Genomic DNA, 26,441 nt, shown 5'->3' with positions numbered 1-26,441 from the left:
CTTCGACAAAACGGAGGAATGACCATGAAGCTTTCTAAGATTGCGGCCCTGTTTATGGTGCCGGTATTGGCCTTGTGCCTTGTGGCATGTTCGGCGCCCGGTGGCAATGCGAACGAATCTGCGAGCTCCGATCCTAAGATCGCAGAACTCACTGCGCAGAAGCCGGCCAATGCCGACGAGGCCGCCGAGCTGTATGCGAAGCTCATGCAGAAGGAGAACGAGATCTTTTCGAGTGATAACGCGCTGTGGGAAAAGGTATTCAATGCGGCAAATAAAGACTCGGCAATGATTGAGGATGGCAGCAATTACGGCGATTTTCTGCTCAAGACCATCGACGGCGCCAAGGATAAGTTCACGGCGGATGAGCTTAAGACACTCAAGGCCGGTGCACAGCAGATCAAGGAGATCGAGGACAAGCTCGAGAGCCTGGAGAAGGAGTTCCCCGGCTGTGGAAGCACGCCGAGTGCAGGCGAGAGCGTCGACGCTTCGACCGCTGGCATGACGGCTGGTGCCAATGCTTCGAGCGAGGCGACGAAGTTCCCCAGCTTTACGGGCAAGGACCTGGATGGCAACGACGTGAACAGCGACGAGCTGTTCTCTAAGAACAAGGTCACCGTCATGAACTTCTGGTTCACCACTTGCAAGCCGTGCGTGGGTGAGTTGGGCGACCTTGAGGACCTGAATCAGGAGCTTGCCGAGAAGGGCGGCCAGGTCGTGGGCGTCAATTCCTTTACGCTCGATGGCAACAAGGGCGAGATTGCAGATGCCAAGGACGTGCTGAGCAAGAAGGGCGTGACATATAAGAACATCTGGTTCAAGTCGGATAGCGAGGCCGGTAAGTTTACGTCAAATTTGTTCTCGTTCCCGACAACGTATGTCATCGATCAGAATGGCAACATCGTAGGGGATCCAATCGTGGGAGCCATCAGCTCCGCCGAGCAGCGCGCAGCACTCGACAAGCTTATCGACCAGGCGATTGCGAATAGCGAGCAGTAAAAAATGCGTAAAGCATAGCGAGGATCGTGCGCCACTGTGCGAAGTAGTTCACTACCTTTCAAGATAAGCTCCACCATATAGAGGTCCCGCTCGGGACCTCTTTTTTGGGCGCCGCCCCGTTCGTTTTTTGATGCGGTTCCCTACATTCCTCACTGGCACCGGCAAAAAATGGGGATAGAGTAGGACAAACGCGTCGAATACGAACGGCGGAGGAGAGCGGGCAGGGTGCCTGCGCAGGAGAGGTTGCCGTCTATGCTGGAGCTCAAAGGTATTTGCAAAAGGTACGTTACGCAGTCGTTTACGCAGGTGGCACTCGACAGCGTAAGCCTGTCTTTTCGCGATAACGAGTTCGTGGCCATTCTGGGCCCTTCGGGCTCGGGCAAGACTACGATGCTCAACGTTATCGGCGGACTGGATCATTTCGATTCTGGCGACCTGCTGATCGACGGCATCTCGACCAAGGACTTTCACGATCGCGATTGGGATGCCTACCGCAACAACCGCATCGGCTTTGTGTTCCAAAGCTATAACCTCATTCCGCATCAGACCATTTTGGAAAACGTGGAGCTGGCGCTCACGCTCACGGGCGTGGGGCATGCCGAGCGCCGCCAGCGTGCGCGCGAGGCGTTGGAGAAAGTCGGCCTGGGCGAGCACGTTAACAAGCGCCCGAGTCAGCTATCGGGCGGGCAGATGCAGCGCGTGGCCATCGCCCGCGCCCTGATCAACGATCCCGAGATTGTGCTGGCAGACGAGCCGACCGGCGCCTTGGATTCCACAACGTCCGTGCAGGTTATGGACTTGCTCAAGGAAGTCGCGCGCGACCGTCTGGTTATTATGGTCACGCACAATCCCGAGCTGGCGTACCAATACGCCACGCGCATCGTCAACCTGGCGGACGGCAAGATCACCGACGATTCCGATTCTTTCGATGTCGCTGACGCCACGCGCCGCGAGGCCAAGCCTACGCGCAAAACCTCGATGAGCTTTGTGACGGCGCTGGGGCTTTCTGCCCGCAACCTTATGACCAAAAAGGGCCGTACGGCCATGACTGCCTTTGCGGGCTCGATTGGCATTATCGGTATCGCGGCGATTCTGGCGCTGTCCAATGGCGTGAACAATTACATCAAAAAGGTCGAGGAGGATACGCTCTCGAGTTACCCGCTTACGATCTCCAAGCAGGACTACGACCTGTCGTCCATGATGGGTGGGCAGGGGGCTGTGGACGATGGCTCGCCTGAAAACGTGGATTCGTCCGACGACAGCGCCGGCGGCAAAGCTAAGGGAACCGATAAGATTCCCGTGGTCACGGCCGTAAAGGACATGTTTGCAAGCGTTAAGTCCAACGACATGACGAGCTTTAAGGCGTGGCTCGATGCCGGTGGCGACGGCATCGATAAAGAAGTCAACGCCATCCAGTACGGCTACGGTGTATCGCCGGTTGTCTATCGTGCCGGCAAGGGCGATGAGAAGCCTGTCCGGCTGGTGCCCAACGCCATGACCGAGGCCATGAGCGGAGGTGCGAGTTCGGCGGCAACGGTGAGCATGGAATCCATGGGAACCTCGGTCTTTAACGAGATGATTGACGACCAGAGCCTGCTCGACAGCCAGTACGATGTCGTCGCCGGTCATTGGCCCACGTCTGCCAACGAAGCCGTGATGGTGCTTTCGAGCCGCGGTACGGTGGGCGACTACACGCTCTACAGCATCGGTGCGCTGGATATCAATGAGCTTAACAATCTGGTTAACAGCGCTATGACGGCTGACGGTGGGGTCGAAGCGCCCGAGACCGGTACCGACTTTACCTACGACGATGCGCTGTCCACGACGTTTAAGGTGTTGTCGCCGGCCGATGCGTATCGCAAAAACGAAGAGACCGGCATATGGACCGACATGTCTGGCGACGCCGACTTTATGGCTGCCAAGGTTGCCGACGGTATCGACGTGCACATTGTGGGCGTGGTGCGACCTAACGAGACGGCCAATGCGAGCGCGTTGTCTCCGGGCATTGCCTATACGCATGCGCTGACTCGCCGGCTTATGGAGCGCGCCGCCGATTCGCAGATTGTGCAAGAGCAGCTTGCGCATCCCGAGACGGATGTCTTTACGGGCAAGTCTTTCGATGAACTGCAGGGCGAGGCCAAGCAAGGCGTGGATCTGGGCAGCATGTTTAGTGTGGACGAGGCGGCGCTCAAGAGCGCGTTCTCGTTCGATGCGTCTGCGCTCTCGGGTGCGGCCGGCGGTATGGACCTGTCTGGTCTTGACTTGTCCGGGCTGGACATTGACCTTTCGGGCGTTGGTAAGGACATCGACTTCAGCGACATCATGGCCAAAGCGCCAACCCCAGATTTCTCGGGCATCTTTGACGGTCTGGAACTCACACCCGAGCAAATGCAGCAGGTGGGAACACTAGCCAACCAGCTGTTTGAGGGCTTTTTGCAGTCTGATCAGTTTAAGGCGCTGTCGCCCGAAGATCTTAAAGACGCGTCAAAGCTCGCTGCCGCATTCTCGACGTATCTTGAGAATGATATCGCGGCCCAGCAAATCCTGGCCCAGCTCAAAGCGCTCGGCGGCGATGCTCTGGCCGAGCGCCTGCAGCAGGCGATGACCGACTATGTGCAAAAGCAGCTGGCTCCGTATCTGCAGCAGGCTATGGACCAGGTGATGAAGTCGATCAGCGATCAGATTGCGGCGACGGTGTCAGCTCAGCTCAAGGCAGGCGCAGCAGGGCTCATGGGCCAGATGGCGACGCGGATGTCGTCGAGTTTTGCCAACCTGGCGAGCGCCATGCGCGTGGATGCGAGTGCCTTTGCTCATGCCATTCACTTCAACATGGACGCCGAGGACCTGAGCTCGCTCATGATGAGCTATGCCAAGGCGTCGAAGCTCACCTACGATAACAATCTGACCACACTGGGCTATGCGGACGAGGCCGACCCCATCTCGGTCAAGATTTTCCCGCGCGACTTTGAGGCCAAGGAGCGCGTACTCGATCACATCGATGCGTACAACAAGCAGGTCAAAGCCGCTGGCCATGATGAGCAGGCAATTTCGTACACCGACTACATGGGCATCATCATGGGTTCGGTGACCGACATCGTGAACACCATCAGCTTGGTGCTCATCGCATTCGTGAGCATCAGCCTGGTCGTGAGCTCCATTATGATCGGCATCATCACCTACATCAGCGTGCTGGAGCGCAAAAAGGAGATCGGCATCTTACGCGCAATTGGTGCGTCGAAGCGCAACGTGGCCAATGTATTCAATGCCGAGACCTTTATCGAGGGCCTCATCGCCGGCGTCTTTGCCATTGTCGTTGTGATGGCCGTGAGCTTTCCGGTTAATGCCTGGGCGCTTGCTGCCAAACAGGTACCCAATCTGATGAGCCTGCCCGTGCAGGATGCGCTGGTGCTCATTGCAATTTCGGTGCTGCTGACGGTTGTTGCCGGCCTGCTGCCGGCCCGTAGCGCATCCAAGAAGGACCCCGTCGAAGCCCTGCGCTCCGAATAATGTGACAAAGGGACAGTCCCTTTGTCACGTTCGTTGATATGAGAGAAGAGTAGATGATTCTATCGTTGGCCCCTATGGAGGGGATTACCGGGCATGTGTTCCGTCGCGTGCATGCGGAGTGCTTCGGTGCGCTCGATTGCTATTACACGCCGTTTTTGCCGCCGCCGCGGGTGGGAAACCGCTTTGGCGGCAAGGCGTTTAAGGAGATCGATCCTGCCAATAACCAGGGGCTCAACGTAGTGCCTCAGCTGATGTCCAAGAACGCGGACGAGTTTGTGTGGGCGGCACAGGTGCTCGCCGATATGGGCTACCGCGAGGTCAATCTCAACTTGGGTTGCCCTTCGGGAACGGTTGTCGCCAAGGGCAAGGGCTCGGGTTTCTTGCGCAATCTCGACGAGCTCGAGGCGTTCTTAAGCGATGTGTGCGAGCGGTCGCCGTTGCCGGTATCGGTAAAGACCAGGCTGGGGTTGGAACGCGATGACGAGTATGAACGTGTGCTCGATCTGTATTGCCGCATGCCGTTGGCAGAGCTCATTGTGCATCCGCGCGTGCAAAAGGACCGCTATACGGGTTCGCCGCGCAAAGAGTTTTATGGCGAGACGCTGGAGCGTGTGCCGTTCCCCGTGGCCTATAACGGTGACATTTTTGATCTTGAGGATATGGACGCGCTGGTGGAGGCCTATCCCGGCACGCGCCATGTGATGTTGGGGCGTGGCCTGCTCGCGAACCCCGCTCTGGCTCGCATGGTCAAGGGCGGCCCTGCTGCAACGGCTGCTGAGCTGCAGCGCTTCCACGACACGCTGTTTGCGGCATATGCAGAAGAGATTGGCGGCAATGCGGTCTTCCGCATGAAGGAGTGGTGGTTCTACGCCAAGTGCGCTTTCGCTGATCCCGCTACCGTCCACAAGATCGTACGCAAGACCAAAAAGGTCGACGAATACCGCGCTGCCGTCGAGCGCGTCTTTCGCGAACAGCCGCTTGCACCCACAGCTCGCTTCAACGACTAGTTAGTCGTTGGGGACGTTCTTTAACGACTAGTCATTTATGAACGTCCCCAATGACTATGTTGCACTAGAGCAGGTTTTTCTGCACCCATGCGATGATGTCGCTTGACTCGTAGAGCGGCTTGCCGTCGATGAACAAGCAGGGAACCTGGCGTTTTCCGCCGACGGCGATGAGTGTCTGTTCGGCATCGGAATCGGTCGAGATATTGCGCTCGGGAATGGTCACGCCGTTATCGGCCAAAAAGTGCTTGACCTTTAAGCAATACGGGCAGCCGGTTATAACGTACAGCGCGAGCTCGTGATTAGTAGCCATAGGTCTCCAATCGGTTGAGGTTTTGATTGAAATACCCAAAGCCGCCGCGGTCTATGCGCGCGTCAACGAAGACTCGATGGCCTGGACCAGAAACGCCGTGGCTCCGGTGGCGCAGGGCTTGTCGTAGTAGTCAACAAAGCGCTGGTCGGCAAGATAACCGTGGGCGAGGCCCAGGTACGCCTCGTCTTGGGGCTCGCATCCCCAGTTGAGAGCAATCCAGCGACGATGCATCGCGACAAGCTTACGAGCCTCGTTGCTCTCTGGGTCGCCAATGCCCATGGCAATCGAGAGCTGGCCCAGAATAGCGCGTTCAAGTTCCTTCATGTCGTTCCATGTCTCGGGGTTCATGTCCAGCAGTGCTTCGTTTGCTGCGTCGATCGCCTCGTCGCCGTAGCGCGCCCGCGCCTCGGCACCGTAGCGCGCCTCGTTTTCCTGCACGGTGTGCCAGCGCTCCAGTTGCGGCAGGACGGCGCCCATGAGCGAGACGGCTTCGTCGAGCGACATGCCGGTGTTTTGTGCCAGGCGCGGGGCACAATCCTCAATCATTGCCTCCATGGTGGTGTCATAGGTGTACTTGCCGTGGTCGTAGCACCACTTGCAGTAATGATCGGTCGCGGTGCCCGTGGCATCGGTGCCGCAGTCGTCGGGCGTGAGTATCATGCCGCAGCTCTGGCAATAGTGCTCAGGCATTTCGAGCAGGTGGGACAGCGGTTCTCCGGTTACGGCGGCGATGAGCTTCATCATGTCGATGCCCGGTGTGACCTCGCCGCGCTCCCACCGGCTGATGGCCTGGCGTGTGACGAAGAGCTTAGCGGCAAGCTGCTCTTGGGTAAGGTGATGGGCGCGACGGACAGCAATGAGCTTTTCTGCAAAGGCCATAGCGGCTCCTTTCTGCTGGTTGATGGCTTAAGCATACGCGGCGGCAGGCGCCCTTCCAAGCAACCGTTGGTTGCACGACGGGGGACCGCGGCGAAGAATTGCGCGCAACGCCCCACGCCTCCATGCCGTACAATGACCGGCATGGAACCTATCGCACGCATACATACCGACCTGCCGCAGAAGTTCGGCATCCCGCGCAACAGCTTTTTGGCGCCCCATCTGCAGGGACGAATCTTTTTTGAGCCGGAATTTGCCTCCAATGCAGCGGTTGAGGGCCTGGACTCCTTCTCTCACCTGTGGCTGCTGTGGCGCTTCGAAAACGGAACGCCCGGCGGCACGGCTAAGGATATTGCCGTCGACGCTAAAACGCAGGACAGGTCCGGCACCAACGCAAAATGGTCGAAAACCGTGCGCCCGCCGCGTCTGGGCGGAGCCGAACGTGTGGGAGTGTTTGCCACGCGCAGTCCGTTTCGCCCTAATCCCATCGGGCTCACCTGCGTCAAGCTTGATCGTGTCGAGCTCACCGACGATGGCCCCATCATCCATGTGTTGGGGGCCGACCTGCGCGACGGTACGCCCATCTACGACATCAAGCCCTACATTCCGTTTGCGGACTGCCACCCGGATGCGACCGGAGGCTGGATCGAGGATGCTCCGTGGCAAGAGCTCGATGTTGAGTTTCCGCAAGCACTGCAGGATATGGTCCCGCCCGCAAAGCTCCTCGGCTTGGTCGAGGTCCTTCGCCAAGACCCGCGCCGCGCGGGCAGCAAGCACGAGCCACACCGCGTCTATCATCTGGCTTACGCCGGGCTCGACATATCGTTTACGGTCGATGAAACCCAGCTAACCGTAGTCGCCGTCAACGACGCGCGAGACTAACCGGCCATTCGTCCGCACCCGTCAAATTAAGCGCCAAACCCCATGCCAAAACCGCCCACGCTGGTGGACAATAACGCCTATCGAAACAGTCTACTTTGCACGGGAGCTCAGCATGAAATACGACTTTAGCTCGCTAATCGATCGCCACGGCATGGACTCCATCGCCGTTGACTCCTGGGGCGAGATCCCCGGTATGGCTCCGAACGCACCCGACGAGGGCTTCGACCGCATTCCCATGTGGGTGGCCGACATGAATTTTGCCACGGTGCCCACGGTCCAGGAGCACATCATTCAGCGCGCTCAGCATCCCATGTTTGGCTACTTTAACCCGCGCTCCGAGTATTTCGACCGCATCATCGAATGGCAGAGCCGCCGCAATGGCGTCGAGGGTCTGCGCCCTGAACATATCGGCTACGAAAACGGCGTGCTGGGCGGTGTCGTGTCGACGCTGCGTGCGTATGTTCAGCCAGGCGATGCGGTGCTGGTCCACAGCCCTACCTACATCGGCTTTACCAAGTCCATTGAGGCCGCGGGCTATCGCATTGTCCACAGCCCGCTTAAGTTCGACGACCAGGGCGTGTGGCGCATGGACTTTGAGGACATGGAGTGCAAACTCGCCCAAAACCACATCCATGCCGCGGTATTCTGCTCGCCGCACAATCCCTGCGGCCGCGTATGGGAGCGTGACGAGATCGAGCGCGCCATGGACATCTATCGCCAGCACGATTGCGTGGTGATCTCGGACGAGATTTGGTCCGATATCATCCTGCCGGGGCACAAGCACATCCCGACGCAGTCGGTGAGCGAGGATGCCCGCATGTGCACGGTTGCCCTCTATGCGCCCAGCAAGACGTTCAACCTGGCGGGTCTGGTCGGCAGCTATCACATCATCTATAACGAGACGCTGCGCGACCGCGTGTGCGCCGTGTCCAACAAGACCCACTACAACGAGATGAACGTCCTCTCCATGCATGCGCTTATCGGTGCCTACCAGCCGCAGGGCTACGAGTGGGTGGACGAGCTCAACCAGGTGCTTGCCGGCAATATCGAGTACTTCTGCGATTACGTGGACGAGCATTTTGAGGGTGTGTCCTATTCGCGTCCGCAGGGCACGTACATGGTGTTTCTGGACTGCACCGAGTGGTGTCGCGAACATGGCCGCGATATTCAGTGGCTGCTCGACGAGGGGGCGCGCGTGGGCGTGGGATATCAGGACGGCCGTCCGTTTCACGGGCCCTGCCACATTCGCGTGAATCTGGCGCTGCCGCTTTCGCGCGTAAGGGAAGCGTGCGACCGCCTGGACCGCTACGTTTTTAATGCACGGTAAGTGAGCACTGCATGCGGGGTCTTCTGCCAAGTCGGCTGGAAGGCCCCACACGGTAAAGCGTCTGTAACAATTGGGCGCTCGTGTGGTTTTGTTTGCTGTTATCTTTAACCATTTCAGTCTGTAAACAGGATCGTATGGAGCTCGATGAAAAGATTCCGTCGCTCGGTTGCCATTTCGTTGTTTGTTGCGCTTGCAGTGGCGAGCGTCTTTGTCGTAGCGATAGCTGGCTGTTTCGGGTCGAATGACGGAGCCTCGACGTCTGCATTAGAAGGTCTGGACGCCTCGCAAGTCAAAGACGACGACCTTAAGACGCTCAACGTCGGAAGCGACCTCTATCCACCGTTTGTGTATACCGACGAGTACGGCGATATCGTTGGCCTGGATGTCGAGATATTGACCGAGGCTTTGGCTCGCATTGGTTACAAGCCAAAATACCAGCTGATCGACTGGGAAAAGAAGAAGGAGCTGCTGGCGAGCGGCGAACTCGATTGTGTCATGGGCAGCTTTAGTATGACGGGTCGCGAAAACGAATATCGTTGGGCCGGCCCGTACCTTGCGAGCCGCCAGGTGGTCGCGGTCGATCCCCAGAGCGATATCTACACGCTTGCCGATCTTGAGGATAAGATCGTGGCGGTTCAGTCCACCACCAAGCCCGAGGACATTTTGCTCAATCGCATAAATGAAAACGTTCCGCAGATCAAGGAACTCTACAGCTTTTCGGACGGTTCATACCTGAACCCGGCGCTCGTCGAGGGCCTGGTCGACGCTATCGCCGCGCATGAGTCCTCGTTCCTCACCTACGAAAAAGACTATGGTGTGACATATCGCATTTTGGATGAGCCGCTGCTAGAGGTCGGTTTGGGCACCGCTTTCGATATCAACGATACGCGTGGCATCGACGTCAAGCTCACTCATGCCTACCAAGAAATGCTTGCCGATGGCACCATGGAACGCCTGGTGTCAAAGTACTTCGATGACCCTTCGCCATTTTTGAATATGGAGGGCCTGTCATGATCGATGCGCCCGACCACGCCGCTCAGGAGCGGGACAATCGTTCGACAGGGGCATGGCTCCTTGTCGCTCTGCTGGGGATAGCGCTCTCGGTTGTTGCCGGCATGATGAGCTACGATTACACGACGGCCCAAGCCGAGCAGCGCTTTGCCGACGTTGTCGATTACGTGGCGACGCAGAGCCTTTCCTACGATGCATTCAACAGCGCCTATACGACCAAAAACCTGATTCGCGTTATGGAGATCGCCGGAGAGGCTGCCCGCGATATGGAGCGCGACGGTTCGGTGGATAACGCCATGCTGGAGCAATACGCCGACCAGTTCAACGTGAGCGCGCTGATCGTGACGGACGCATCGGGCAATTTGGTGTCCGAGTCCTCGACGGGCGATGTGGACTACGGGTCGCTCGCTACGTATCTCAAAGAATCACCCGTGCTTGAGGTGGCAACTCATCCGCTTAAGTCCTATACTGCCCGCATCACGCTTGCGGATGATTCGGTCGCAGACATTGGCTGCGTGACTCGGCAGGATGGCGAGGGCATCGTTATCGCGGTAAGGCATCAGAGCGCGAAAGCGGTTGCAAGCAATACACTCAAACTGCAGAGCTTGCTTGATGGCTATGAAACCATCGATAGCGGCAATATCGTGATCGAAAGCGACGGCAAGGTCGTTGCGACCAATGCCGTTGAACCCACCGTATTGGGCGTGTTCGATCTGCCTGCGACGGATGTCTTTATTGTCGACGGTATTAAGGATCGATGCCTGGCTGGTAAGGTTAGATTGGTTAACGCCGACGGCGAGTGGTATTTGGGCACATTTGGAAAAGCGCACAAATTCTATGTGTACACCTATGCCTCGGCGCAGCGCTACTTTGAGGTCGCCGCGGCTGTTGCCGCCGGCGTGCTGGTGCTCTACGGCGGTGTTATAGCCGTTGTTGTGACGGTGCGTCGCCGCGCTGATCGTCGACGTTTGACGGACTTGCTGCAGCAGGAGCGCGACTATGGCGACAAGCTGGCAAAGGCGGCGTGTGAGGCCTCGTCTGCCAACTCGGCAAAGACGGAGTTTTTGCGTCGCATGAGCCACGATCTGCGCACGCCCATCAACGGCATTCGCGGCATGGTCGAGGTTGGCGATGCCAATGCGGACGATCTGCAAAAGCAGACTGAGTGCCGCTCAAAGATCTGGACGGCATCGGGACTGCTGCTCGACCTTGCCAACGAGGCCCTGGATATGAGTCGCCTGGAGAGCGGGCAAATCGATCTGGAGCTTGTTCCCACAAACTTGGTGACCCTCAACCACGAGGTGCGCGATATTCTGGAGCGCCAGGCCGAGGAGCGTCTGGTGACAATTATCTGCGACCAGCAGACGCTTAATCATCCCTATGCGCGGGTGAGCGTGACGCACCTCAAGCGCTTGTTGCTCAATATTGCCGGCAATGCCGTCAAGTACAACCGCCAGGGCGGCTATGTTCGCCTGGTGTGCCGCGAGGTGGAGCCAGCGGATGGCGTCCCCGTCTATGAATACACGATCGCCGACAACGGTATTGGCATGAGCGAGGAGTTCCAACAGCGCCTCTACGAGCCGTTTTGCCGTGAGGGGCAACAGGTGGAAGGCGCTTCATCGGGAACTGGCCTGGGCGCGCCTATCGCAAAACAGTTGGTCGAGCTTATGGGCGGAACCATGAGTTTTACGAGCGTCTTGGGGCAGGGGACGACGTTTACCATCCGCCTGCCGTTCGAGAAATGCAAGCGCTCCGAGATTCCTCAGGCTGTGCGCGTGGACGCGGGAGACGGCGATGCACTCCAGGGCTTGCGCGTTTTGCTCGTAGAGGATAACGATCTGAATGCCGAGATCGCGCAGTTTACGCTCAGCCGTGCCGGTGCCGTCGTGACACACGCTAGGGATGGTGAGTCTGCCGTCGAGATGTTTGCCGCGAGCGTGCCGCACGAGTACGACGTGGTGTTGATGGACATCATGATGCCGGGCATCGATGGCCTTGAGGCCACACGTCAGATTCGAGCACTCGATCGCGAGGATGCCGCGACCACGCCGATTATCGCCGTGAGCGCCAACGCCTTTGCCGACGACCGCAGGCTTTCGCGTGAGGCGGGCATGAACGCGCACCTGAGTAAACCCGTGAGCTCGCAGGAGCTCATTGAGGCGCTTGCGCACATAGCCGCCGACGCTCTATAAGCATATGGCCTGGTTCCAAGGTGGGTTGGAACCAGGCCATATTGTTATTGATGAGGCCTGCTGAGGGGCTTACTTTTCCTGAATCTGCTTGCCGCAGAGATGCTCAATCGTAATCTCGTAGAGCTGGACGCCCTTAATGTCCTTGGCGATTTCCTCTTCGACTTCCTCGGCGGAAGGGTAGTACTTAAGGGCGAGCTGGCGGACTTTGTCTTCGATAAACGCGGGAGTGTCGTTCGCCAGGCGACAGCGGCCAAAGACCACGGTACTCATAACGTAGGGAGCCCAGTCACCGTCCTTGTGCCACTCGTTGCCGTAAACGGTAAAGCAGACCTTGTCATCGCGCTTGAGTGCGTCGACCTTGTGGCCGGCTTTGGCGCCATGGAAATAAATCTTGTCGTGCTCGGCGTCAAAGAAGTAGTTGACGGGAATGGCGTACGGGTAGCCATCGTCGCCGTTGACGGCAAAGACGCCGCGCTTGCAGGTAGCGAGCAGTTCGCGCGCTTCCTCGTCAGTGATGGCGCGTTTCTTTCGACGTAAGGGCCTAAACATCGTTGGCTTCCTTTCTGGTCGTGCGTGGTGGTTGAGCACAAACTATAGCGAAACGGATCCGTTTTTCTTGATGCGGGCGAGTATGTTTTTGAGCTTGTTAAAGTCGAGCGGTTTGGACAGATGGGCGTTCATGCCGGCGTCGTGTGCCGCCTTGGCGTCCTCGGCAAAGGCATTGGCGGTGAGCGCGATGATGGGGATATCGGCTGCATCGACCTTCTCGCTCAGGCGAATCGCGCGGGTTGCCTCGTAACCGTCCATGTCCGGCATCATAATGTCCATCAGGATCGCATCGAAGCTGCCGGCGGGACGGCCAACGTATAGGTCGACCGCTTCGTTGCCATCGGCGGCGCGAGTTACGACAATGCCTTCGCTTTCGAGCAGCGCCTGGGCAATCTCGGCATTGAGCTCGTTATCTTCTGCCAAAAGAACGTTCATGCCGGCAAGCGAGCAGCTGTCTGCTTGCTCGTCCGCGCGCTCTCTTGCCTGAGGGTCTTTGTCGATATCGAGCGGAATCTGGACGTTGAACGTACTCCCCACGCCAACCTCACTCGAAATCTCAATCGTGCCGCCCATCAGTTCAATAAGCGACTTGACGATTGGCATGCCCATGCCGGTTCCTTGGAACTTGCTGCGCGCATCGTCACCTTCTTGGGCAAACGGTTCATAGATATGCTTTAAAAACTTGGGAGTCATACCAATGCCGGTATCCGAAACGCTAAAGCAAAAGAGAGCGCGCCCGTTATCGAGTGGCTTGGTCTTTGAGCTAAAGGTGACGGCGCCGCCGTGCTTGTTGTACTTAATGCTGTTGTCTAACAGGTTGATCATGATCTGTCGGATATGGGTGGGACTGCCGACCATGTATGGCCCCGTGGCGTACGGCAGACTATTGTCCTGCATTGTGATGCCGTTACTGGACGCGCGGAGCTTGCACAGCACCAGCGTATCGTCACAGAGCTCTTTGAGGTTAAAAGGCACATGTTCCAGTGTTAGCTTGCGGTCTTCGATCTTGCCCATCTCGAGGATGTCGTTGATTAGCGAGAGCAGGTGATTGGCGGCAACGCGCGCCTTGGCACGGCTCTCGCGGGCGACCTGGATATCGCCTTCCTTCAATTCCTCGATCTCGATAAGGCCCAGGATACCGTTGAGCGGTGTACGGATGTCGTGGCTCATGCGCGTGAGGAATGCCGTCTTGGCGGCGTTGGCGGCATCGGCTTTTTTGCGCTCGGTTCGAGCGCGCACGAGTGCCCAGATGAGCAGGACGATGCCGACCGACAACATACCGATGAGGGCAGCTGCAACGGCGGCACGGTTGCGATAAAGGAATTGAAGCGTGTTGGATTCCTGGGCCGTGTACGACGTGGAGGAGTAATTGCTTGCGGAGAGCGATTCTCCGGCATTGATGATGCCCTTGTTGATGATTCCCAACAGCTCGGGTTTTCCGCGCGAAATCCAGCACGAGAGCTCACAGGTGTCAGGGAGCTCGGCCGTCTCGCAGTCCTCGAGATCATAACGGTCACCGATGGTTTTTACGCGTGAACTGGGGGCGAGGATGCAGTGCGCCGTTCCCTTCCTGAGGGCGTCGAACGCTTCATCGTCGGATCGGTATTCGGTCACGGTCGCTGTGGGGAACAGACTTTCAAGTGCATTTTTGTTGACAAACGATGATTTGGTACAGGCGATGTTCTGAAGGTCTTTGTTCAGGTTGCTGCCGGTGTGGATGGCGGTGAGGGACACGGTCCCCAACGATACCGACTGCACAACGCCTGATTGCTCGGCAAACCAGTAATCTCGGTATACCGGCAGCGCAACGTCGATGCTTCCCTTTGACAGGGCCTTTGACATCATCTTGTAGTTATCAAAGGCGACGGTTTTGACCGTAATGCCAAATTTATCGTGCAACGTCGCCGCAAGCGATGCGAGCGAGCCTTCCATTTTGCCGTCTTCGTCTTCGTTGCAGTAGGGGAGTTTGCCCGTAATGTAGCCGAGCGTGATGGTGTTGTCATTTGCTTTGAGCCAGGAACGTTCGGGGCTGTTGAGCGATGATGAACCGCTGTTTTGGGCCGAGTAGTTAGATTTGACTTCGTCGATATAGCGTGGGTTGACGCGGGCGATTGCCGACATGGCGGCATTGATGTCGTCCATTAGGTCGGGGCGGCTTTTGGGGACGGCAAAGTAGTAGTCGCTCGAACCAACGTAGAACATGGGCGACGCCTCGGGCGACGAGAGCGTGTCGTTCATGATGATGGCGTCGACCTCGCCGTTTGTGAGCGCGCCAAAGAGGGCGCCGCCAGTGTCGATTTCTTTATAGGTGCAGGTAATGCCTTCGTTGGCGAGCCACTGCTGGCCAACGAAGGTTTGCATAACGTCGGGGTTGTAGCCGATGGTAAGGCCTTGGAGCGCTTGGGGGTCGCCCTTGGCCAGATCGTCGCGATCGGGCTTGGCGTAGATGTAGTAGCGCTCGGTGCCCTCGGGGTTCGAGGAAAAGAGCAGCTTTTGGGCGCGTTCCTCGGAGTAGGAGATGTTGGGCATGAGGTCGATCTCGCCTGCCTCGAGCATGTCCATAAGCTCGGTGAAGGTGCCGGAGACGTATTCGTACCGCCAGCCGGGCGTGTAGTACGACAGGGTCTGGAGGTACTCGTAGCCCCATCCCGAAAGACGCTCCCCGGGGGTGCCGTTCTGGAAGCCTTCGCTGTTGACGAGCCAACCAACGCGGACCGTCTTGACTGGCTGATCGGAGTCGGCGGCAAAGGCAGGGGCGGGCGCGATAGAACTTAGTACGGCAAGCGCGGCAAGCACAATGGCCAGAGCGCGATATATAACTGAACGAAGGACAGTGGCAGCTCTCACATGCAATCCTAACGAATCGAGACATTACCGCATAAGGATACCAGCTCAACCTGCCCAGTCGGCAGCTGCACCGCTAAACGCTCCCGCCCGGCAGTCATTGGGGACGTTCTTGTTTGACTAGTCATTTAAGAACGTCCCCAATGACTAGTTTCGTTTGCGGGGGAGGCGTGGGACAATACCGAGCGAACGAGATTGGGCGTCTGGGAAAAGGGGTCGCGATGAACAAGTTGAGGACGCTTGCCGATGTGCTGCGACAGGCTGGCTTTGCGCGCATCACGGGCCTGTTTCTAATCTTTTACCTGCTGTGCTCGACTGCCGTCTGGCTGTCCGAACCCACGTCCCTTACGTTTGGCGACGGTCTCTGGTTTAGCTTTGAGACGGTCTCGACCATCGGCTTTGGTGACATTCCTGCCGAGACACCGGTTGCCCGCGCCATTACCGTCATTCTGAGCGTCATCAGCATCTTCTACATCGCCATGCTCACGGGCGTGGCGGTGAACTACTGCAATACGCTTATCAAGCTGCGTCAAAAGGACACCATGGCGCGCTTTATGGATGATCTGGAGCATTTGGAAGAGCTCGATCGCGACGAGCTTGCCGATCTTTCGCGTCGCGTGCGCGAGTATCGTCGACGCCAGCGCTAAGACGAACGTCGTGCGCCACAACAAGGGGGACCAAATATGAATATCACCGTGTATCTGGGTGCCAGTGCCGGCAATGATCCGGCGTTTCTGCCCGCGGTGCAGGAGCTGGGCAACTGGATTGGCGCCAACGGGCACGCGCTGGTATACGGCGGGTCCAAATCGGGGCTGATGGGTGCGCTCGCCGATAGCGTGCTCGAGGCGGGTGGACACGTGACGGGTGTTGAGCCGAGTTTTTTATCGAGGCCGAGTTTCAACATGACGGTATCAACGACCTTATCGTGACGAGCGATATGGCGGAGCGCAAGGCCAAGATGATTGAGCTCGGCGATGCGTTCATCGCATTTCCGGGCGGTACGGGCACGCTCGAGGAGATTGCCGAGGTCATGTCTGCGGTGTCGTTGGGGCACCTGAGTGCTCCGTGCATCCTGTATAACCTGGACGGTTACTACAACGACCTCAAGGCGCTGCTCGGGCACATGATCGATAAGGGTTTATCGAGCCCGCAGCGCCAGCAAGGCATTTACTTTGCCGACGATTTGCGCGAGATTGCCTCGATTATCAACGGATAAGTCTTGAGCCTGCCCCACAATGGCTCCCAATGGTGCCGTTTGCAGCGCAGACGGTTGGCTCGTTCGAGCAACGCTCGCTCTACAATAAAACGTATCTATGTCGACTTTAACCGCGGGAGGACCCGATGGATAACCTTGCCAAACCCACAAACCGCGCGCTGTTTTTGGTCAGCGTTGCCGTGACCGGTGCACTCGCAGGTGCTGCGGTCTGGCTGTTCTTTTTTGCGATGGAGCACGGTATCGACTATCTATGGACCGAGATTCCGCACGCGCTGGGCGTCGCTTCGCCCGAGCTTGCCAGCGGCCCGTTTGGCTTTCTGCCGTACCCGTTTTTTATCTGCCTGCTGGGCGGCCTGTTAATCGGTCTGTACGAAAAGATGACAGGCACCAAGACCGATGACCTCAACCAGGTGATGGCTAAGGTTAAGCAAGACGGGCGCTATCCGTACGACAACCTGGGCAAGCTTTCGCTCGCGGCATTGCTGCCGCTGCTGTTTGGCGGAAGCATTGGACCGGAGGCCGGCCTGACCGGCGTTATCGCTGGTCTGTGCAGCTGGGTCGGCGACCGCATGCGTCGCTTTGGCGCCGAGTTTAGGGAGCTTACGCTGCTGGGCACCCAGGCTGCCCTGACGGCGCTCTTTACCGCGCCCGTCTTTGGTTTTGTGGCACCGCTCGCTGGTAGCGCCGACGGCCAGGGTGCCGGCGATGGCGAGGATTCCGAATCCGGTGAGATCACCATCAGGCTGCCCAAGGCGCAAAAGACCGTGGTTTACGGCATCGCGATTGCTGGCGGCCTGGGCACCTACCTGCTGCTTGGCCAGCTTGTGGGCGGCGGCATGGGTATGCCGAGGTTCGAGGCTGCCGTGGTGGGCAACCTGGAGCTTACCTGGCTCATCCCTCTGTCGCTGATCGGAACAATCTGCGGCTGGCTGTACTTTGTCTCTGAGCACGCGAGCGAAGCGCTTGCCCATGCAATAGGGGCGCGCCCTGTCGTCAAAGCCATGCTGGCCGGCCTGGCGCTCGCCATCTGCGGCACGGTCCTGCCCTACACCATGTTTGCCGGCGAGACGCAGGCCGACGTGCTCATGGAAACCTATCTGACCATTCCCGCCGGCGTGCTTATCGCGACCGGTCTCGTTAAGGCCATGCTGACGCCCGCCCTCATCAACCTTGGTTGGCGCGGCGGCCACTTCTTCCCGGTTATCTTCTCGGGCGTAAGCCTAGGCTATGGCCTTGCTATCCTCACCGGCGCCGATCCGGTCTTTTGCGTTGCCGTCTGCACGGCATCGACGATGGGCGCCGTCATGCGCCAGCCGGTCATGGTCGTGGGCCTGCTGCTCATGTGCTTCCCACTCAAGGGTATCGTTTGCATGATCATCGCCGCCGTTATCGCCGCCGGCATTCCGCTGCCCAAGCCGCTGCGCAAGTAGCGCGGTTTTTCACGAGTCAATTCCAGGGGTACGAGATGATCCTGTACTTTAGCGCGACAGGGAACAGCGAGCATGTGGCGCGTCGCATTGCAGCGGCGACAGGCGACAAGGTTGTGTCGATTGAGCGTTTTGATGTCGAAGCCCTTCGCCTTGTTGCGACGGAAGGCCCCTGCCAGCTGGGATTTGTTGCTCCGGTGTATGCCTGGGGTCTGCCGACACCGATGATCGAGTTTTTGAAGACTGCCGACCTGTCGATTGCTGCCGGTGCAAAGGGCGGCGAGCGCCCCTATACGTTCTATGTTTCGACGTACGGTTCGACGACCGGCCAATCTGCCAAGTTTGCCCGCGACCTGCTGCACGAGCGTGGGCTCGAGTTAGATGCGGCGATGAGCGTCAAGATGCCCGATACCTGGACGCCTGTTTTCGACCTGTCTGACCCTCAAAAGGTTGAGGGTATCAATAGAGCTGCCGAGGCGCAGATTGATGCCGTGATCGAGGCGGTGCGGGCACGCCGCACGGGCAACATGATGCGCCATCGCGTGCCTCTGTTTGCATCGTGCGCGTATCACGCAATTGGGCTGCCGCGCATGCAACAGACGAGCAAGTTTGCCGTCGATGCCGATCGCTGCATCGGCTGCGGCCTGTGCGCCAAGCGCTGCCCCATGGCGGCGATTGAGATGCGCGACGGCCTTCCCGTCTGGACAAAGCCGGAGTGCGCAGCCTGCCTTCGTTGCCTGCACCGTTGTCCCAAATTTGCCATCTCGCACGGTAAGCGCACGGCATCCCACGGTCAGTACAGGCATCCCAAGCCAGGTGTGAGGATGTAGCGGCTGCTGGCCGCGCTACTTCCAAACCGCGAGCGCCGCAGTGCCCAGTACGATGAGGGCGAGACCGATGGCGCTGCGCCGCGAGACCTTTTCGTTGAATGCCAAGCGCGCAAATAGTACCGATACGACAATCGATAGTTTGTCGATCTGCACCACGACGCTCACCTGGCCTGCGGCGATGGCATAGTAATAGAGCAGCCACGATGCTCCGGTCGCGATGCCCGATGCCGCGAGAAATACGAGCTCGTAGCGGTCTACGTGCACGGCTTGGCCCATCTTGCCTTTAGCTGCCACGATTGCCCATGCCATAACCAGTACCACGCAGGTGCGGATTGCCGTGGCCAGGTTTGACTCGACGCCTTCGATGCCGATCTTAGCGAGGATGGAGGTGAGCGCTGCGAACATGGCGGCGCCGAGGGCGTAAGCGAGCCAGGTCCGGTCTTGCTGCTGCTCGGGTCCGGCGGATTGCTGCTTCTCGGTCATTAAAAACGTGCCGAGGGTAATGACGGCGGTTCCCACGAGCTTAACCGCAAGGTTGCTCGTCTCGCCAAAAAGCACGATGGCGATCAGCGCGGCGAGCACGGTGCTCATCTTGTCGACCGGTACGACCTTATTGACGTCTCCGATGCTCAACGCCTTAAAGTAACAGATCCACGAAGCGCCGGTAGCGAGTCCCGAGAGGACGAGAAAGAGCCAGGATCTGGGTTCGATGCTGCCAATGGTTCCAATGGATCCAGAAATGCCCGCCATTGCCCAGGCGAAAACGAGCACCACGCAGGTGCGAATGGCCGTCGCGACATCGGAGTCGGTCTGCTTGATGCCGCATTTGGCCAAGATGGATGTGATGCCGGCAAAGAATGCTGACGCAAATGCTGCGACGACCCACGACACGGGTTGAGCGCCTCCTCAAAAAAGACCACGCCAGATCTATGGCGCATGTCCAATGATACCGCGCTTGCCTATAGGTTGCGTGCCCGGTAGACCTTGGTGCTGATGGCGCAGCTGACAGCGCCAAGGACGACCGTTGCCAGCGCGGCAATTCCTGCGCACAGGAAGCCAAGAACGGAAGGATCGGGATTCGCCCCGGCAATCATCGACATGAGCTGGTTGCTGATGGGGTTGAATGAGTTTAGCGTGACCATGATAAGGCACATGTATAGGGCGTATAGACCAACGGATAGGCGTTGCGCCTTCATGTGTTCAAATCGAAAGAACAGAGGCAGTACCAAAAACACCGCCATGAGGGAGAAAAGCATCGATATTGCCGAGGCGATTGCGGTCTCAAAGACGGTCTCTCCCGTGGAGGGGATACCCACGCTGTTTAAGATCGGGATGGCGACGATACTCAACAGCACGGCCGCGCACGTCATGATGACCGAGAAAATAGTGATGCACAGGTAGCGTGCGCTGACGATGTCTTTGCGTGAGATGGGCAGCGTTGCCCGATAGCGCTCCCATCCGTTTTGGTTGTCGAGCCCGGCCAGCGACGTCATGGCCATGATAGGCGACATGGCACTGATCGCGAAGGCGCCGGCGGCGCTCATATCGGAATCACCATTCGATGCCCTGACGGCGGTCAGCACGACGAAGATGAACAGGCCGACACCTGCGATGCTCGGGACGAGCGTGCGAACGATGGCAAGCTCGGACATAATGGCGCGTTTCATTTCGAAGCCCCTTTCAGCATGAGGCGCAGATAGTCATCAATGGTTGCCCGATCGCAGGGAATCTCGGGAAAGGCTTCGAGCGTTTCGCGACGGTTGGGCACGAGCACGTCCACGCTATAGGCGTGGTGGACGGCACGGGCGCCTTCGACGCAAGCCATAAGCTCGGCGGCCTGTGCTTGGGTACAGTGGGCGATGCCGGCGCGGTCGGTAATGTCCTCGCGCGGCAGGTCAAAAATAATCGAGCCGTTATCGATGCAGATGACGCGGTCGGCGGCGCGATCGAGGTCGGACGTAATATGGCTCGAGAGCAGCACGCTGTGCTGGCCGTCGGCGACAAAGGCAAGCAGCTCATCAAGCAGTTCCTCGCGTGCCATGGGATCGAGGCCCGCGGTGGCTTCGTCCAAAACGAGCAGCTTGGCATTGTGGCTGAGTGCACAGGCAAGCTGCAGTTTCATGCCCATGCCGCGGGAGAGGTCCTTGACCTTTGTCTTGGGATCGAGGCCAAATCGGTTGATGAATCCGGCGAACGTTTCGCGGTCCCACGTGGTGTACGCCGGTCCTACGAGCGACTCGATCTGGCCCACCTTGAGCGTGGAGGGGAAGGGGCACGTGTCCAGGACAAGACCGACGCGGGAGCGTAGATGGCGTTGCGACTCATCGGGCGCGTCGGCGCCACAGCGTTGCCCAAACAGGTTCACTTCGCCGGCATCGAGCTTTATAAGCCCGAGCGCGGCTCGAATCGTCGTGGTTTTGCCGGCACCGTTGGCACCAACAAAGCCGACGATCTGGCCGGGCTCCACGGCAAGCGTGACGTCGCGCAGCGAAAAGCGGTCGCTTACAGTGCGTGAGATGCCTTTGAGTTCTAGCAAGTTTTGCATGGTATAGCCTTTCTTGCAGATGGCTACTGCATGGTTTCGGGGGCCACCAGGTCGAGCATCTCGTGCAGTTTGTCGCGCGTGACGCCCAGGGTTTCGGCTTGGCTCGCCGCTTTCGCAAGCAGCTCTTCGATATGGCAGAGCTGGTTTTCGCGCAAAAGCTCCTGGTTGCCCTCGGCGACAAAGCAGCCCTTGCCCTGCACGGTGCAGATAAACCCGAGCTGCTCCAAGTCGGCGTAGGCGCGCTTGGTGGTGATGACGCTCACGCCAAGATCGCTCGCGAGCGCACGGATGCTGGGGAGTTTGGCGCCCGCAGCGAGCGTGCCCGAAAGGATCTGAGCTTTGACCTGCGAGGCTATTTGCTCGTAGATGGGCTTGTCGCTCGAATTGGATAGGATGATGTCCACAGCGGCTCCTTAGCTGATGGGCTACACGTGTATATAACCGGTAAGCACAGTATATATACACTATGCACAGTTATGCAAGAGGTAAATACGGATTGTCCGCTCGTTCATTCATCTCAATCTGTAACATCTGGAACCGATTTGGACGGCTACCTGTTACAGATTGAGATTTTGCTGGCGGGCCCCACCTGGTTGTCTCAATCTGTAACAACTGGAGAAGATTTTGGCTGCTAGATGTTACAGATTTAGATCTTTCTGGGACGCCCACCTGTTTGTCTAAATCTGTAACAGGAAGAGGTTCAAAAACCGTCTAGATGTTACAGATCGAGACAAACTGCTGCGGAGTGCCGCCATCGACTGCTACCCCATGCCCCATCTGATGAATTTGTCCTGATAGGCGCTCTAAAACGGAATTTCGCGGCTACAATAGTGCGGTTACAACGACGTAATGCACTCAATGCAAGAAAGGATCCGCATGGCAAGCCTGTCGGATGAAATCTCGTCGCGCCGCACATTCGCGATCATCAGCCACCCGGACGCCGGTAAGACCACACTTACCGAGAAGCTGCTGCTCTATACCGGCAGCATTCAGACCGCCGGCTCGGTCAAGGGCAAGAGCTCGGCCAAGCATGCCGTCTCGGACTGGATGGACATCGAGAAGGAGCGCGGTATCTCCGTTACCTCCTCGGTCCTGCAGTTCACCTACAACGGCGCCTGCGTCAACATCCTCGATACCCCCGGCCACCAGGACTTCTCGGAGGATACCTACCGTACCCTTATGGCCGCCGACGCCGCGGTCATGGTCATCGACGGCGCCAAGGGCGTCGAGGCCCAGACCAAAAAGCTCTTTAAGGTCTGCACGCTGCGCCACATTCCCATCTTCACCTTTGTGAACAAGCTCGACCACGAGGCTCGCGATCCGTTTGAGCTCATGGAAGAGATCGAGAACGTCCTGGGTATCAATACGTATCCCATGAACTGGCCGATCGGCAGCGGTCGCAACTTCCGCGGCGTGTTCGATCGTCAGACTCGTCGCGTTATCGCCTTTGAGGGCGACGGCCACGCCAACGCCACCAAAAAGGTCGCCGAGGTCGAGGCCGAGCTGGGCGACCCCGCCATGGACGAGCTTATTGGCGAAGAGAACCATAAGAACCTGATGGACGACATCGAGCTGCTCGATGGCGCCGGCGATGAGCTCGACTTGGATGCCGTGGCCTGCGGCAAGCTGAGCCCGGCGTTCTTTGGCTCGGCGCTCACCAACTTTGGCGTGGAGCCCTTCCTCAAGGAGTTCCTGCGCCTGGCCCCGACGCCGCGCGCCTATACCGATACGCTCACCAGCGAACCGGTCGATCCCTGCCGCGACGACTTTAGCGGCTTTGTGTTTAAGATCCAGGCCAATATGGATAAGAACCACCGTGACCGCATCGCCTTTGTGCGCATTTGCTCGGGTAAGTTCGAGCGCGGCATGGATGCCTTCCACGTGCAGGGCAACCGCAAGCTTAAGCTTGCCACGGGCACGTCGATGATGGCCGACGATCGCGCCATCGTGGACGAGGCGTACGCGGGCGATATCGTGGGCCTGTTCGATCCGGGTATCTTTAGCATCGGCGACACTGTGTGCTCCGGCAAGCGCCACGTGCAGTATCCACAGATCCCGACGTTTGCCCCCGAGATGTTCGCTCGCATTACGCAGGTCGACACGCTCAAGCGCAAGCAGTTCGTCAAGGGTATGGAGGAGCTTGCCCAGGAGGGCGCCATCCAAATCTTCCGCGAGCTGGGTGCCGGCATGGAGAGCGTCATCGTGGGCGTGGTCGGCGTGCTGCAGTTTGAGGTGCTCGAGCGCCGTCTCAAGGCCGAGTACCGTGTTGAGGTTCGTCGCCAGCCGCTGCCCTATACGGACATCCGCTGGATCCAGAACGACCCCGACACCATCGATATCCCGGCTCTTTCGCTCACGCGCGACACGCTGCGCGTCGAGGACATGCGCGGCGGTAAGCTGCTGCTGTTCACGAGCCCGTGGAACGTGGATTGGGCAACCGACCACAACCCCAACCTGATCCTGTCGGAGTTTGGCAACGTGGCCTTTTAACGCATCGGCGCGGTGGCCCTGCGGAGCTGCCGCGCCGTTCGCTTGCCTGATGCCGCGCGAGCGGCTATCATACCCACCGTCGTCTCAAGACCGAGACGTCCGAGCAGTTCGGGTCCGATATCCTGCTCGTTAAACCTAAAACCAAAGGAGTACATAATGATCAAGAAGGTCATGGAGGACTACAAGGTCCTGCTGCGGAGCATTCCCGCGGCAACGGTTTCGCTGTTTTTCGTGAGCGTCATCATGATGAACCTGCTGGCCAACAAGGAGCTCATCAGCCTGCCGTATCTGGCACTCGATTGCGGCTTTGTGGTGAGCTGGGTTTCGTTTTTGTGCCAGGACATGATTTGCAAGCGCTTTGGCGCCAAGGCATCCATCAAAATCTCTATCCTCGCGCTGCTGGTCAACCTCGCCGTGAGCCTGTGCTTTTGGGCATGTTCGCTCACGCCCGGCATGTGGGGCGCCTACTACGACACGGGCATGATCGAGGTCAACACCGCCCTTAACGCCACCATCGGTGGCACCTGGTACGTGGTGCTTGGCTCGTCGCTTGCCATGCTCGTTTCTGCCGTGGTTAACTCCACGCTCAACCAGTCGCTTGGCCGTATGCTCAAAAAGAATAACTTTGCGAGCTTTGCCTTCCGCTCCTATGTGTCTACGGGTGTTGGCCAGTTTATCGACAACTTGGTCTTTGCCATTGTGGTGAGCCACACGTTCTTCGGCTGGACCTGGGTGCAAGTCCTTATGTGCTCGCTGACGGGCGCTGTCGCCGAGCTGCTGTGCGAGGTCTTCCTAAGCCCCGTGGGCTACAAGGTCGTGCGCGGCTGGGAGCGCGAGAATGTGGGCTCCGAGTACCTCGAGCGCCACGCAACCGCCTAAGGAGCAAGTATGCGGGTTTTGATCACGGGTGCTTCGGGCGGTATCGGAGCCGCATGCGTGCAGCGCTTTTTGGACGAGGGCCACGAGGTCGTGGGCTTTGATCTGCTGCCGGCGGCGATCGAACACGAGCGCTACCGCCATCTGATTGTTGATGTTCGCGAGCCGGACTCGTTTCCAGACGACCTTGAACCACAGGTAATCGTAAACGTTGCCGGTACGCAGGATTCGGCCGACGATATCGCCGCCAACCTGTGTGGCACCATCAACGTGACCGAGCGCTATGCCTTTGTGGGGGAGGGGCTTGCCGCCAAGCCGGCGCCGGCTATCGAATCCGTGGTCAATGTGGGGTCGGCGAGCGGGCATACGGGATCGGAGTTTCCCGCCTATGCTGCCAGCAAGGGCGGCGTTATCGCCTACACCAAGAACCTTGCAAACCGCCTGGCGCCGCAGGCCATCGCCAACAGTGTGGACCCGGGCGGCGTTATCACGCCGCTCAACCGTTGCGTGATGGAAGACGAGCACCTGTGGAACCAGATTATGGAGCTCACGCCGCTTAAACGCTGGGCTACCGCTCGAGAGATCGCTGAGTGGATCTACTTTGTGGGCGTGACCAACCGGTTTATGACCGGACAGAGTCTGTTGATCGATGGCGGCGAGGCCGGCCGCACACAATTTATTTGGCCCGAATAGGAAACGCGCCCGATGGAAAGCTGTCGGGCGCGTTTTTGATGTATCGATTGTTAGCCGAGGCAAGTCCAGTTGACGGGGGTCGAGTCGTGCTGCTCGAGTAGCCGATTGGCTGCCGAGAAGGGACGCGACCCCATAAAGGCGGGGAGTTCTGCCGTGGCGCGGTTGGCCGAAAGCGGCGAGGGGTGCGTGGAGGCCAGGCAGAACTTGCCGGTTGCCTCGCCCGCACCAGTTGCGACGAGCTTGCCTTCGACCATCTGCTGAGCAAAGCGGCCCCATGCCAAAAAGACTACCGGCTGGGGCAGCTGACAGCAGCGTTCGATAACGTAGTCGGTGAGCGTGCTCCAGCCCAGTTTGGCGTGCGAGTTCGCGGCATGCTCGCGCACGGTGAGCGTAGTGTTGAGGAGCAGGACGCCCTGTTGTGCCCATGGTGTTAGATCTCCCGTGGCGGGAATGGGACAACCCAGATCGGCTTTGAGTTCCTTATAGATGTTGCGCAGGCTCGGCGGCAACTTGGTTTGCGTCGCGGGGACCGAGAACGACAGCCCCATGGCCTGGTTGGGTCCGTGATAGGGGTCCTGACCCAAGATGACAACTTTGACCTGGTCGGCCGGTGTGTAGGCGAGGGCATTGAGGATGTCGTCTTGTGCCGGGTAGATAGTCTGCTCGGCACGCAAAAGGGCGATGCGCTCGAGCAGCTGGTTCGTAGTGTCACGTACCGGCTGTGGCGCATCGCCCAACCAAGTTGCTATGTTGCGGTCGCGGGTCGCGGCGTCCATGGGGCTCCTTTACGTCAGATGCTCTGCTGGCATCTATTGTAAAGGCGCACCGGTTGCCTTTATGCCACGGCTGTATGAAGAGCGGGG

Annotated in this window: 24 protein-coding genes; 15 read left to right on the top strand and 9 right to left on the bottom strand. The window is 58.6% G+C overall.

Annotated features, from left to right (window positions below):
• Positions 1-24 precede the first annotated feature (24 nt).
• The 3 genes from AB5164_RS00275 (at position 25) to AB5164_RS00265 (ending at position 5,510) form a co-directional block, all read left to right on the top strand.
• Positions 25-996: a TlpA family protein disulfide reductase gene (locus AB5164_RS00275; protein WP_368142855.1), complete on the top strand. Its 972-nt coding sequence runs from the start codon at positions 25-27 to the stop codon at positions 994-996.
• Positions 997-1,248: 252 nt separating this feature from the next.
• Positions 1,249-4,503 carry an ABC transporter ATP-binding protein/permease gene (locus tag AB5164_RS00270; protein WP_368147710.1) on the top strand — a complete coding sequence of 1,085 codons (3,255 nt, stop codon included), beginning with the start codon at positions 1,249-1,251 and terminating at the stop codon, positions 4,501-4,503.
• 53 nt (positions 4,504-4,556) lie between these two features.
• Positions 4,557-5,510 carry a tRNA dihydrouridine synthase gene (locus tag AB5164_RS00265; protein WP_161115274.1) on the top strand — a complete coding sequence of 318 codons (954 nt, stop codon included), beginning with the start codon at positions 4,557-4,559 and terminating at the stop codon, positions 5,508-5,510.
• 64 nt (positions 5,511-5,574) lie between these two features.
• On the opposite strand, the gene AB5164_RS00260 is transcribed toward AB5164_RS00265, so the two are convergent.
• Together AB5164_RS00260 and AB5164_RS00255 are read right to left on the bottom strand one after the other, a co-directional pair.
• Positions 5,575-5,820 carry a glutaredoxin family protein gene (locus AB5164_RS00260; RefSeq protein ID WP_368142687.1) on the bottom strand — a complete coding sequence of 82 codons (246 nt, stop codon included), beginning with the start codon at positions 5,818-5,820 and terminating at the stop codon, positions 5,575-5,577.
• A gap of 51 nt (positions 5,821-5,871) precedes the next feature.
• On the bottom strand, positions 5,872-6,699 hold the full coding sequence (locus AB5164_RS00255; RefSeq protein ID WP_368142686.1) for a TipAS antibiotic-recognition domain-containing protein: 828 nt from the start codon (positions 6,697-6,699) through the stop codon (positions 5,872-5,874).
• 141 nt (positions 6,700-6,840) lie between these two features.
• Between AB5164_RS00255 and AB5164_RS00250 the strand changes: the two genes are divergently transcribed.
• From AB5164_RS00250 to AB5164_RS00235, 4 genes are all read left to right on the top strand, one after another.
• Positions 6,841-7,578, top strand: coding sequence for a tRNA (N6-threonylcarbamoyladenosine(37)-N6)-methyltransferase TrmO (locus tag AB5164_RS00250; RefSeq protein WP_368142685.1), 738 nt, complete (start codon positions 6,841-6,843; stop codon positions 7,576-7,578).
• 112 nt (positions 7,579-7,690) lie between these two features.
• The gene (locus tag AB5164_RS00245; protein WP_368142684.1) at positions 7,691-8,905 is read left to right on the top strand and encodes a MalY/PatB family protein; all 1,215 of its coding nucleotides are present in this window, start codon (positions 7,691-7,693) and stop codon (positions 8,903-8,905) included.
• 144 nt (positions 8,906-9,049) lie between these two features.
• On the top strand, positions 9,050-9,919 hold the full coding sequence (locus tag AB5164_RS00240; RefSeq protein WP_368142683.1) for a substrate-binding periplasmic protein: 870 nt from the start codon (positions 9,050-9,052) through the stop codon (positions 9,917-9,919).
• A complete protein-coding gene (locus tag AB5164_RS00235; RefSeq protein WP_368147708.1) occupies positions 9,916-12,108 on the top strand; it encodes a hybrid sensor histidine kinase/response regulator in 2,193 nt (730 codons plus the stop codon). The genes AB5164_RS00240 and AB5164_RS00235 overlap by 4 nt, the downstream gene beginning before the upstream one ends.
• Before the next feature lie 69 nt (positions 12,109-12,177).
• On the opposite strand, the gene AB5164_RS00230 is transcribed toward AB5164_RS00235, so the two are convergent.
• Both AB5164_RS00230 and AB5164_RS00225 read right to left on the bottom strand, forming a co-directional pair.
• Entirely contained in the window at positions 12,178-12,657 is a 480-nt protein-coding gene (locus AB5164_RS00230; protein WP_250786950.1) for a pyridoxamine 5'-phosphate oxidase family protein, read from the bottom strand.
• A 42-nt stretch (positions 12,658-12,699) separates the two neighbouring features.
• Positions 12,700-15,504 (bottom strand): ATP-binding protein, encoded by a 2,805-nt coding sequence (locus AB5164_RS00225; RefSeq protein WP_368142680.1) that lies wholly within the window; start codon positions 15,502-15,504, stop codon positions 12,700-12,702.
• A 218-nt stretch (positions 15,505-15,722) separates the two neighbouring features.
• On the opposite strand from AB5164_RS00225, the gene AB5164_RS00220 reads away from it, so the two are divergent.
• From AB5164_RS00220 to AB5164_RS00200, 5 genes are all read left to right on the top strand, one after another.
• The gene (locus AB5164_RS00220; protein WP_152068435.1) at positions 15,723-16,148 is read left to right on the top strand and encodes a potassium channel family protein; all 426 of its coding nucleotides are present in this window, start codon (positions 15,723-15,725) and stop codon (positions 16,146-16,148) included.
• A 36-nt stretch (positions 16,149-16,184) separates the two neighbouring features.
• On the top strand, positions 16,185-16,430 hold the full coding sequence (locus AB5164_RS00215) for an LOG family protein (RefSeq protein ID WP_368142679.1): 246 nt from the start codon (positions 16,185-16,187) through the stop codon (positions 16,428-16,430).
• Positions 16,431-16,438: 8 nt separating this feature from the next.
• On the top strand, positions 16,439-16,717 hold the full coding sequence (locus AB5164_RS00210) for an LOG family protein (protein ID WP_368142678.1): 279 nt from the start codon (positions 16,439-16,441) through the stop codon (positions 16,715-16,717).
• Between the two features lie 125 nt (positions 16,718-16,842).
• Positions 16,843-18,147: a chloride channel protein gene (locus tag AB5164_RS00205; protein WP_368142677.1), complete on the top strand. Its 1,305-nt coding sequence runs from the start codon at positions 16,843-16,845 to the stop codon at positions 18,145-18,147.
• Positions 18,148-18,182: 35 nt separating this feature from the next.
• On the top strand, positions 18,183-18,974 hold the full coding sequence (locus AB5164_RS00200) for an EFR1 family ferrodoxin (protein WP_368142676.1): 792 nt from the start codon (positions 18,183-18,185) through the stop codon (positions 18,972-18,974).
• A gap of 15 nt (positions 18,975-18,989) precedes the next feature.
• Here AB5164_RS00200 and AB5164_RS00195 read toward each other — a convergent pair whose 3' ends face one another.
• The 4 genes from AB5164_RS00195 to AB5164_RS00180 all read right to left on the bottom strand — a co-directional run bounded on the left by AB5164_RS00195 (position 18,990) and on the right by AB5164_RS00180 (position 21,923).
• The gene (locus AB5164_RS00195; protein WP_368142675.1) at positions 18,990-19,865 is read right to left on the bottom strand and encodes an EamA family transporter; all 876 of its coding nucleotides are present in this window, start codon (positions 19,863-19,865) and stop codon (positions 18,990-18,992) included.
• Positions 19,866-19,933: 68 nt separating this feature from the next.
• The gene (locus AB5164_RS00190) at positions 19,934-20,641 is read right to left on the bottom strand and encodes an ABC-2 transporter permease (protein ID WP_349104977.1); all 708 of its coding nucleotides are present in this window, start codon (positions 20,639-20,641) and stop codon (positions 19,934-19,936) included.
• Complete coding sequence (locus AB5164_RS00185) at positions 20,638-21,519, bottom strand: ABC transporter ATP-binding protein (protein ID WP_368142674.1); 882 nt, start codon at positions 21,517-21,519, stop codon at positions 20,638-20,640. Before AB5164_RS00185 ends, AB5164_RS00190 begins: the two co-directional genes overlap by 4 nt.
• A gap of 23 nt (positions 21,520-21,542) precedes the next feature.
• On the bottom strand, positions 21,543-21,923 hold the full coding sequence (locus AB5164_RS00180) for a GntR family transcriptional regulator (protein ID WP_022093976.1): 381 nt from the start codon (positions 21,921-21,923) through the stop codon (positions 21,543-21,545).
• Positions 21,924-22,395: 472 nt separating this feature from the next.
• Between AB5164_RS00180 and AB5164_RS00175 the strand changes: the two genes are divergently transcribed.
• The 3 genes from AB5164_RS00175 to AB5164_RS00165 all read left to right on the top strand — a co-directional run bounded on the left by AB5164_RS00175 (position 22,396) and on the right by AB5164_RS00165 (position 25,578).
• Positions 22,396-24,009, top strand: a complete 1,614-nt coding sequence (locus AB5164_RS00175) for a peptide chain release factor 3 (RefSeq protein ID WP_368142673.1) — start codon at positions 22,396-22,398, stop codon at positions 24,007-24,009.
• 156 nt (positions 24,010-24,165) lie between these two features.
• Entirely contained in the window at positions 24,166-24,888 is a 723-nt protein-coding gene (locus AB5164_RS00170) for a VUT family protein (RefSeq protein WP_022093974.1), read from the top strand.
• A gap of 9 nt (positions 24,889-24,897) precedes the next feature.
• Positions 24,898-25,578, top strand: coding sequence for an SDR family NAD(P)-dependent oxidoreductase (locus AB5164_RS00165; protein ID WP_368142672.1), 681 nt, complete (start codon positions 24,898-24,900; stop codon positions 25,576-25,578).
• A gap of 50 nt (positions 25,579-25,628) precedes the next feature.
• On the opposite strand, the gene AB5164_RS00160 is transcribed toward AB5164_RS00165, so the two are convergent.
• Positions 25,629-26,354, bottom strand: a complete 726-nt coding sequence (locus AB5164_RS00160) for a uracil-DNA glycosylase (protein ID WP_368142671.1) — start codon at positions 26,352-26,354, stop codon at positions 25,629-25,631.
• Positions 26,355-26,441 lie beyond the last annotated feature (87 nt).

The organism is Collinsella aerofaciens, assembly GCF_040915425.1.
Lineage (GTDB): Bacteria > Actinomycetota > Coriobacteriia > Coriobacteriales > Coriobacteriaceae > Collinsella > Collinsella aerofaciens_BW.
This window is presented reverse-complemented; position numbering and strand designations above follow the sequence as displayed.

Bases quoted from the DNA above. Each gene is read 5' to 3' on its own strand.
- AB5164_RS00275 (WP_368142855.1), top strand. From the start codon at position 25: ATGAAGCTTTCTAAGATTGCGGCCCTGTTTATGGTGCCGGTATTGGCC.
- AB5164_RS00270 (WP_368147710.1), top strand. From the start codon at position 1,249: ATGCTGGAGCTCAAAGGTATTTGCAAAAGGTACGTTACGCAGTCGTTT.
- AB5164_RS00265 (WP_161115274.1), top strand. From the start codon at position 4,557: ATGATTCTATCGTTGGCCCCTATGGAGGGGATTACCGGGCATGTGTTC.
- AB5164_RS00260 (WP_368142687.1), bottom strand. From the start codon at position 5,820: ATGGCTACTAATCACGAGCTCGCGCTGTACGTTATAACCGGCTGCCCG.
- AB5164_RS00255 (WP_368142686.1), bottom strand. From the start codon at position 6,699: ATGGCCTTTGCAGAAAAGCTCATTGCTGTCCGTCGCGCCCATCACCTT.
- AB5164_RS00250 (WP_368142685.1), top strand. From the start codon at position 6,841: ATGGAACCTATCGCACGCATACATACCGACCTGCCGCAGAAGTTCGGC.
- AB5164_RS00245 (WP_368142684.1), top strand. From the start codon at position 7,691: ATGAAATACGACTTTAGCTCGCTAATCGATCGCCACGGCATGGACTCC.
- AB5164_RS00240 (WP_368142683.1), top strand. From the start codon at position 9,050: ATGAAAAGATTCCGTCGCTCGGTTGCCATTTCGTTGTTTGTTGCGCTT.
- AB5164_RS00235 (WP_368147708.1), top strand. From the start codon at position 9,916: ATGATCGATGCGCCCGACCACGCCGCTCAGGAGCGGGACAATCGTTCG.
- AB5164_RS00230 (WP_250786950.1), bottom strand. From the start codon at position 12,657: ATGTTTAGGCCCTTACGTCGAAAGAAACGCGCCATCACTGACGAGGAA.
- AB5164_RS00220 (WP_152068435.1), top strand. From the start codon at position 15,723: ATGAACAAGTTGAGGACGCTTGCCGATGTGCTGCGACAGGCTGGCTTT.
- AB5164_RS00215 (WP_368142679.1), top strand. From the start codon at position 16,185: ATGAATATCACCGTGTATCTGGGTGCCAGTGCCGGCAATGATCCGGCG.
- AB5164_RS00210 (WP_368142678.1), top strand. From the start codon at position 16,439: ATGGCGGAGCGCAAGGCCAAGATGATTGAGCTCGGCGATGCGTTCATC.
- AB5164_RS00205 (WP_368142677.1), top strand. From the start codon at position 16,843: ATGGATAACCTTGCCAAACCCACAAACCGCGCGCTGTTTTTGGTCAGC.
- AB5164_RS00200 (WP_368142676.1), top strand. From the start codon at position 18,183: ATGATCCTGTACTTTAGCGCGACAGGGAACAGCGAGCATGTGGCGCGT.
- AB5164_RS00190 (WP_349104977.1), bottom strand. From the start codon at position 20,641: ATGAAACGCGCCATTATGTCCGAGCTTGCCATCGTTCGCACGCTCGTC.
- AB5164_RS00185 (WP_368142674.1), bottom strand. From the start codon at position 21,519: ATGCAAAACTTGCTAGAACTCAAAGGCATCTCACGCACTGTAAGCGAC.
- AB5164_RS00175 (WP_368142673.1), top strand. From the start codon at position 22,396: ATGGCAAGCCTGTCGGATGAAATCTCGTCGCGCCGCACATTCGCGATC.
- AB5164_RS00170 (WP_022093974.1), top strand. From the start codon at position 24,166: ATGATCAAGAAGGTCATGGAGGACTACAAGGTCCTGCTGCGGAGCATT.
- AB5164_RS00165 (WP_368142672.1), top strand. From the start codon at position 24,898: ATGCGGGTTTTGATCACGGGTGCTTCGGGCGGTATCGGAGCCGCATGC.
- AB5164_RS00160 (WP_368142671.1), bottom strand. From the start codon at position 26,354: ATGGACGCCGCGACCCGCGACCGCAACATAGCAACTTGGTTGGGCGAT.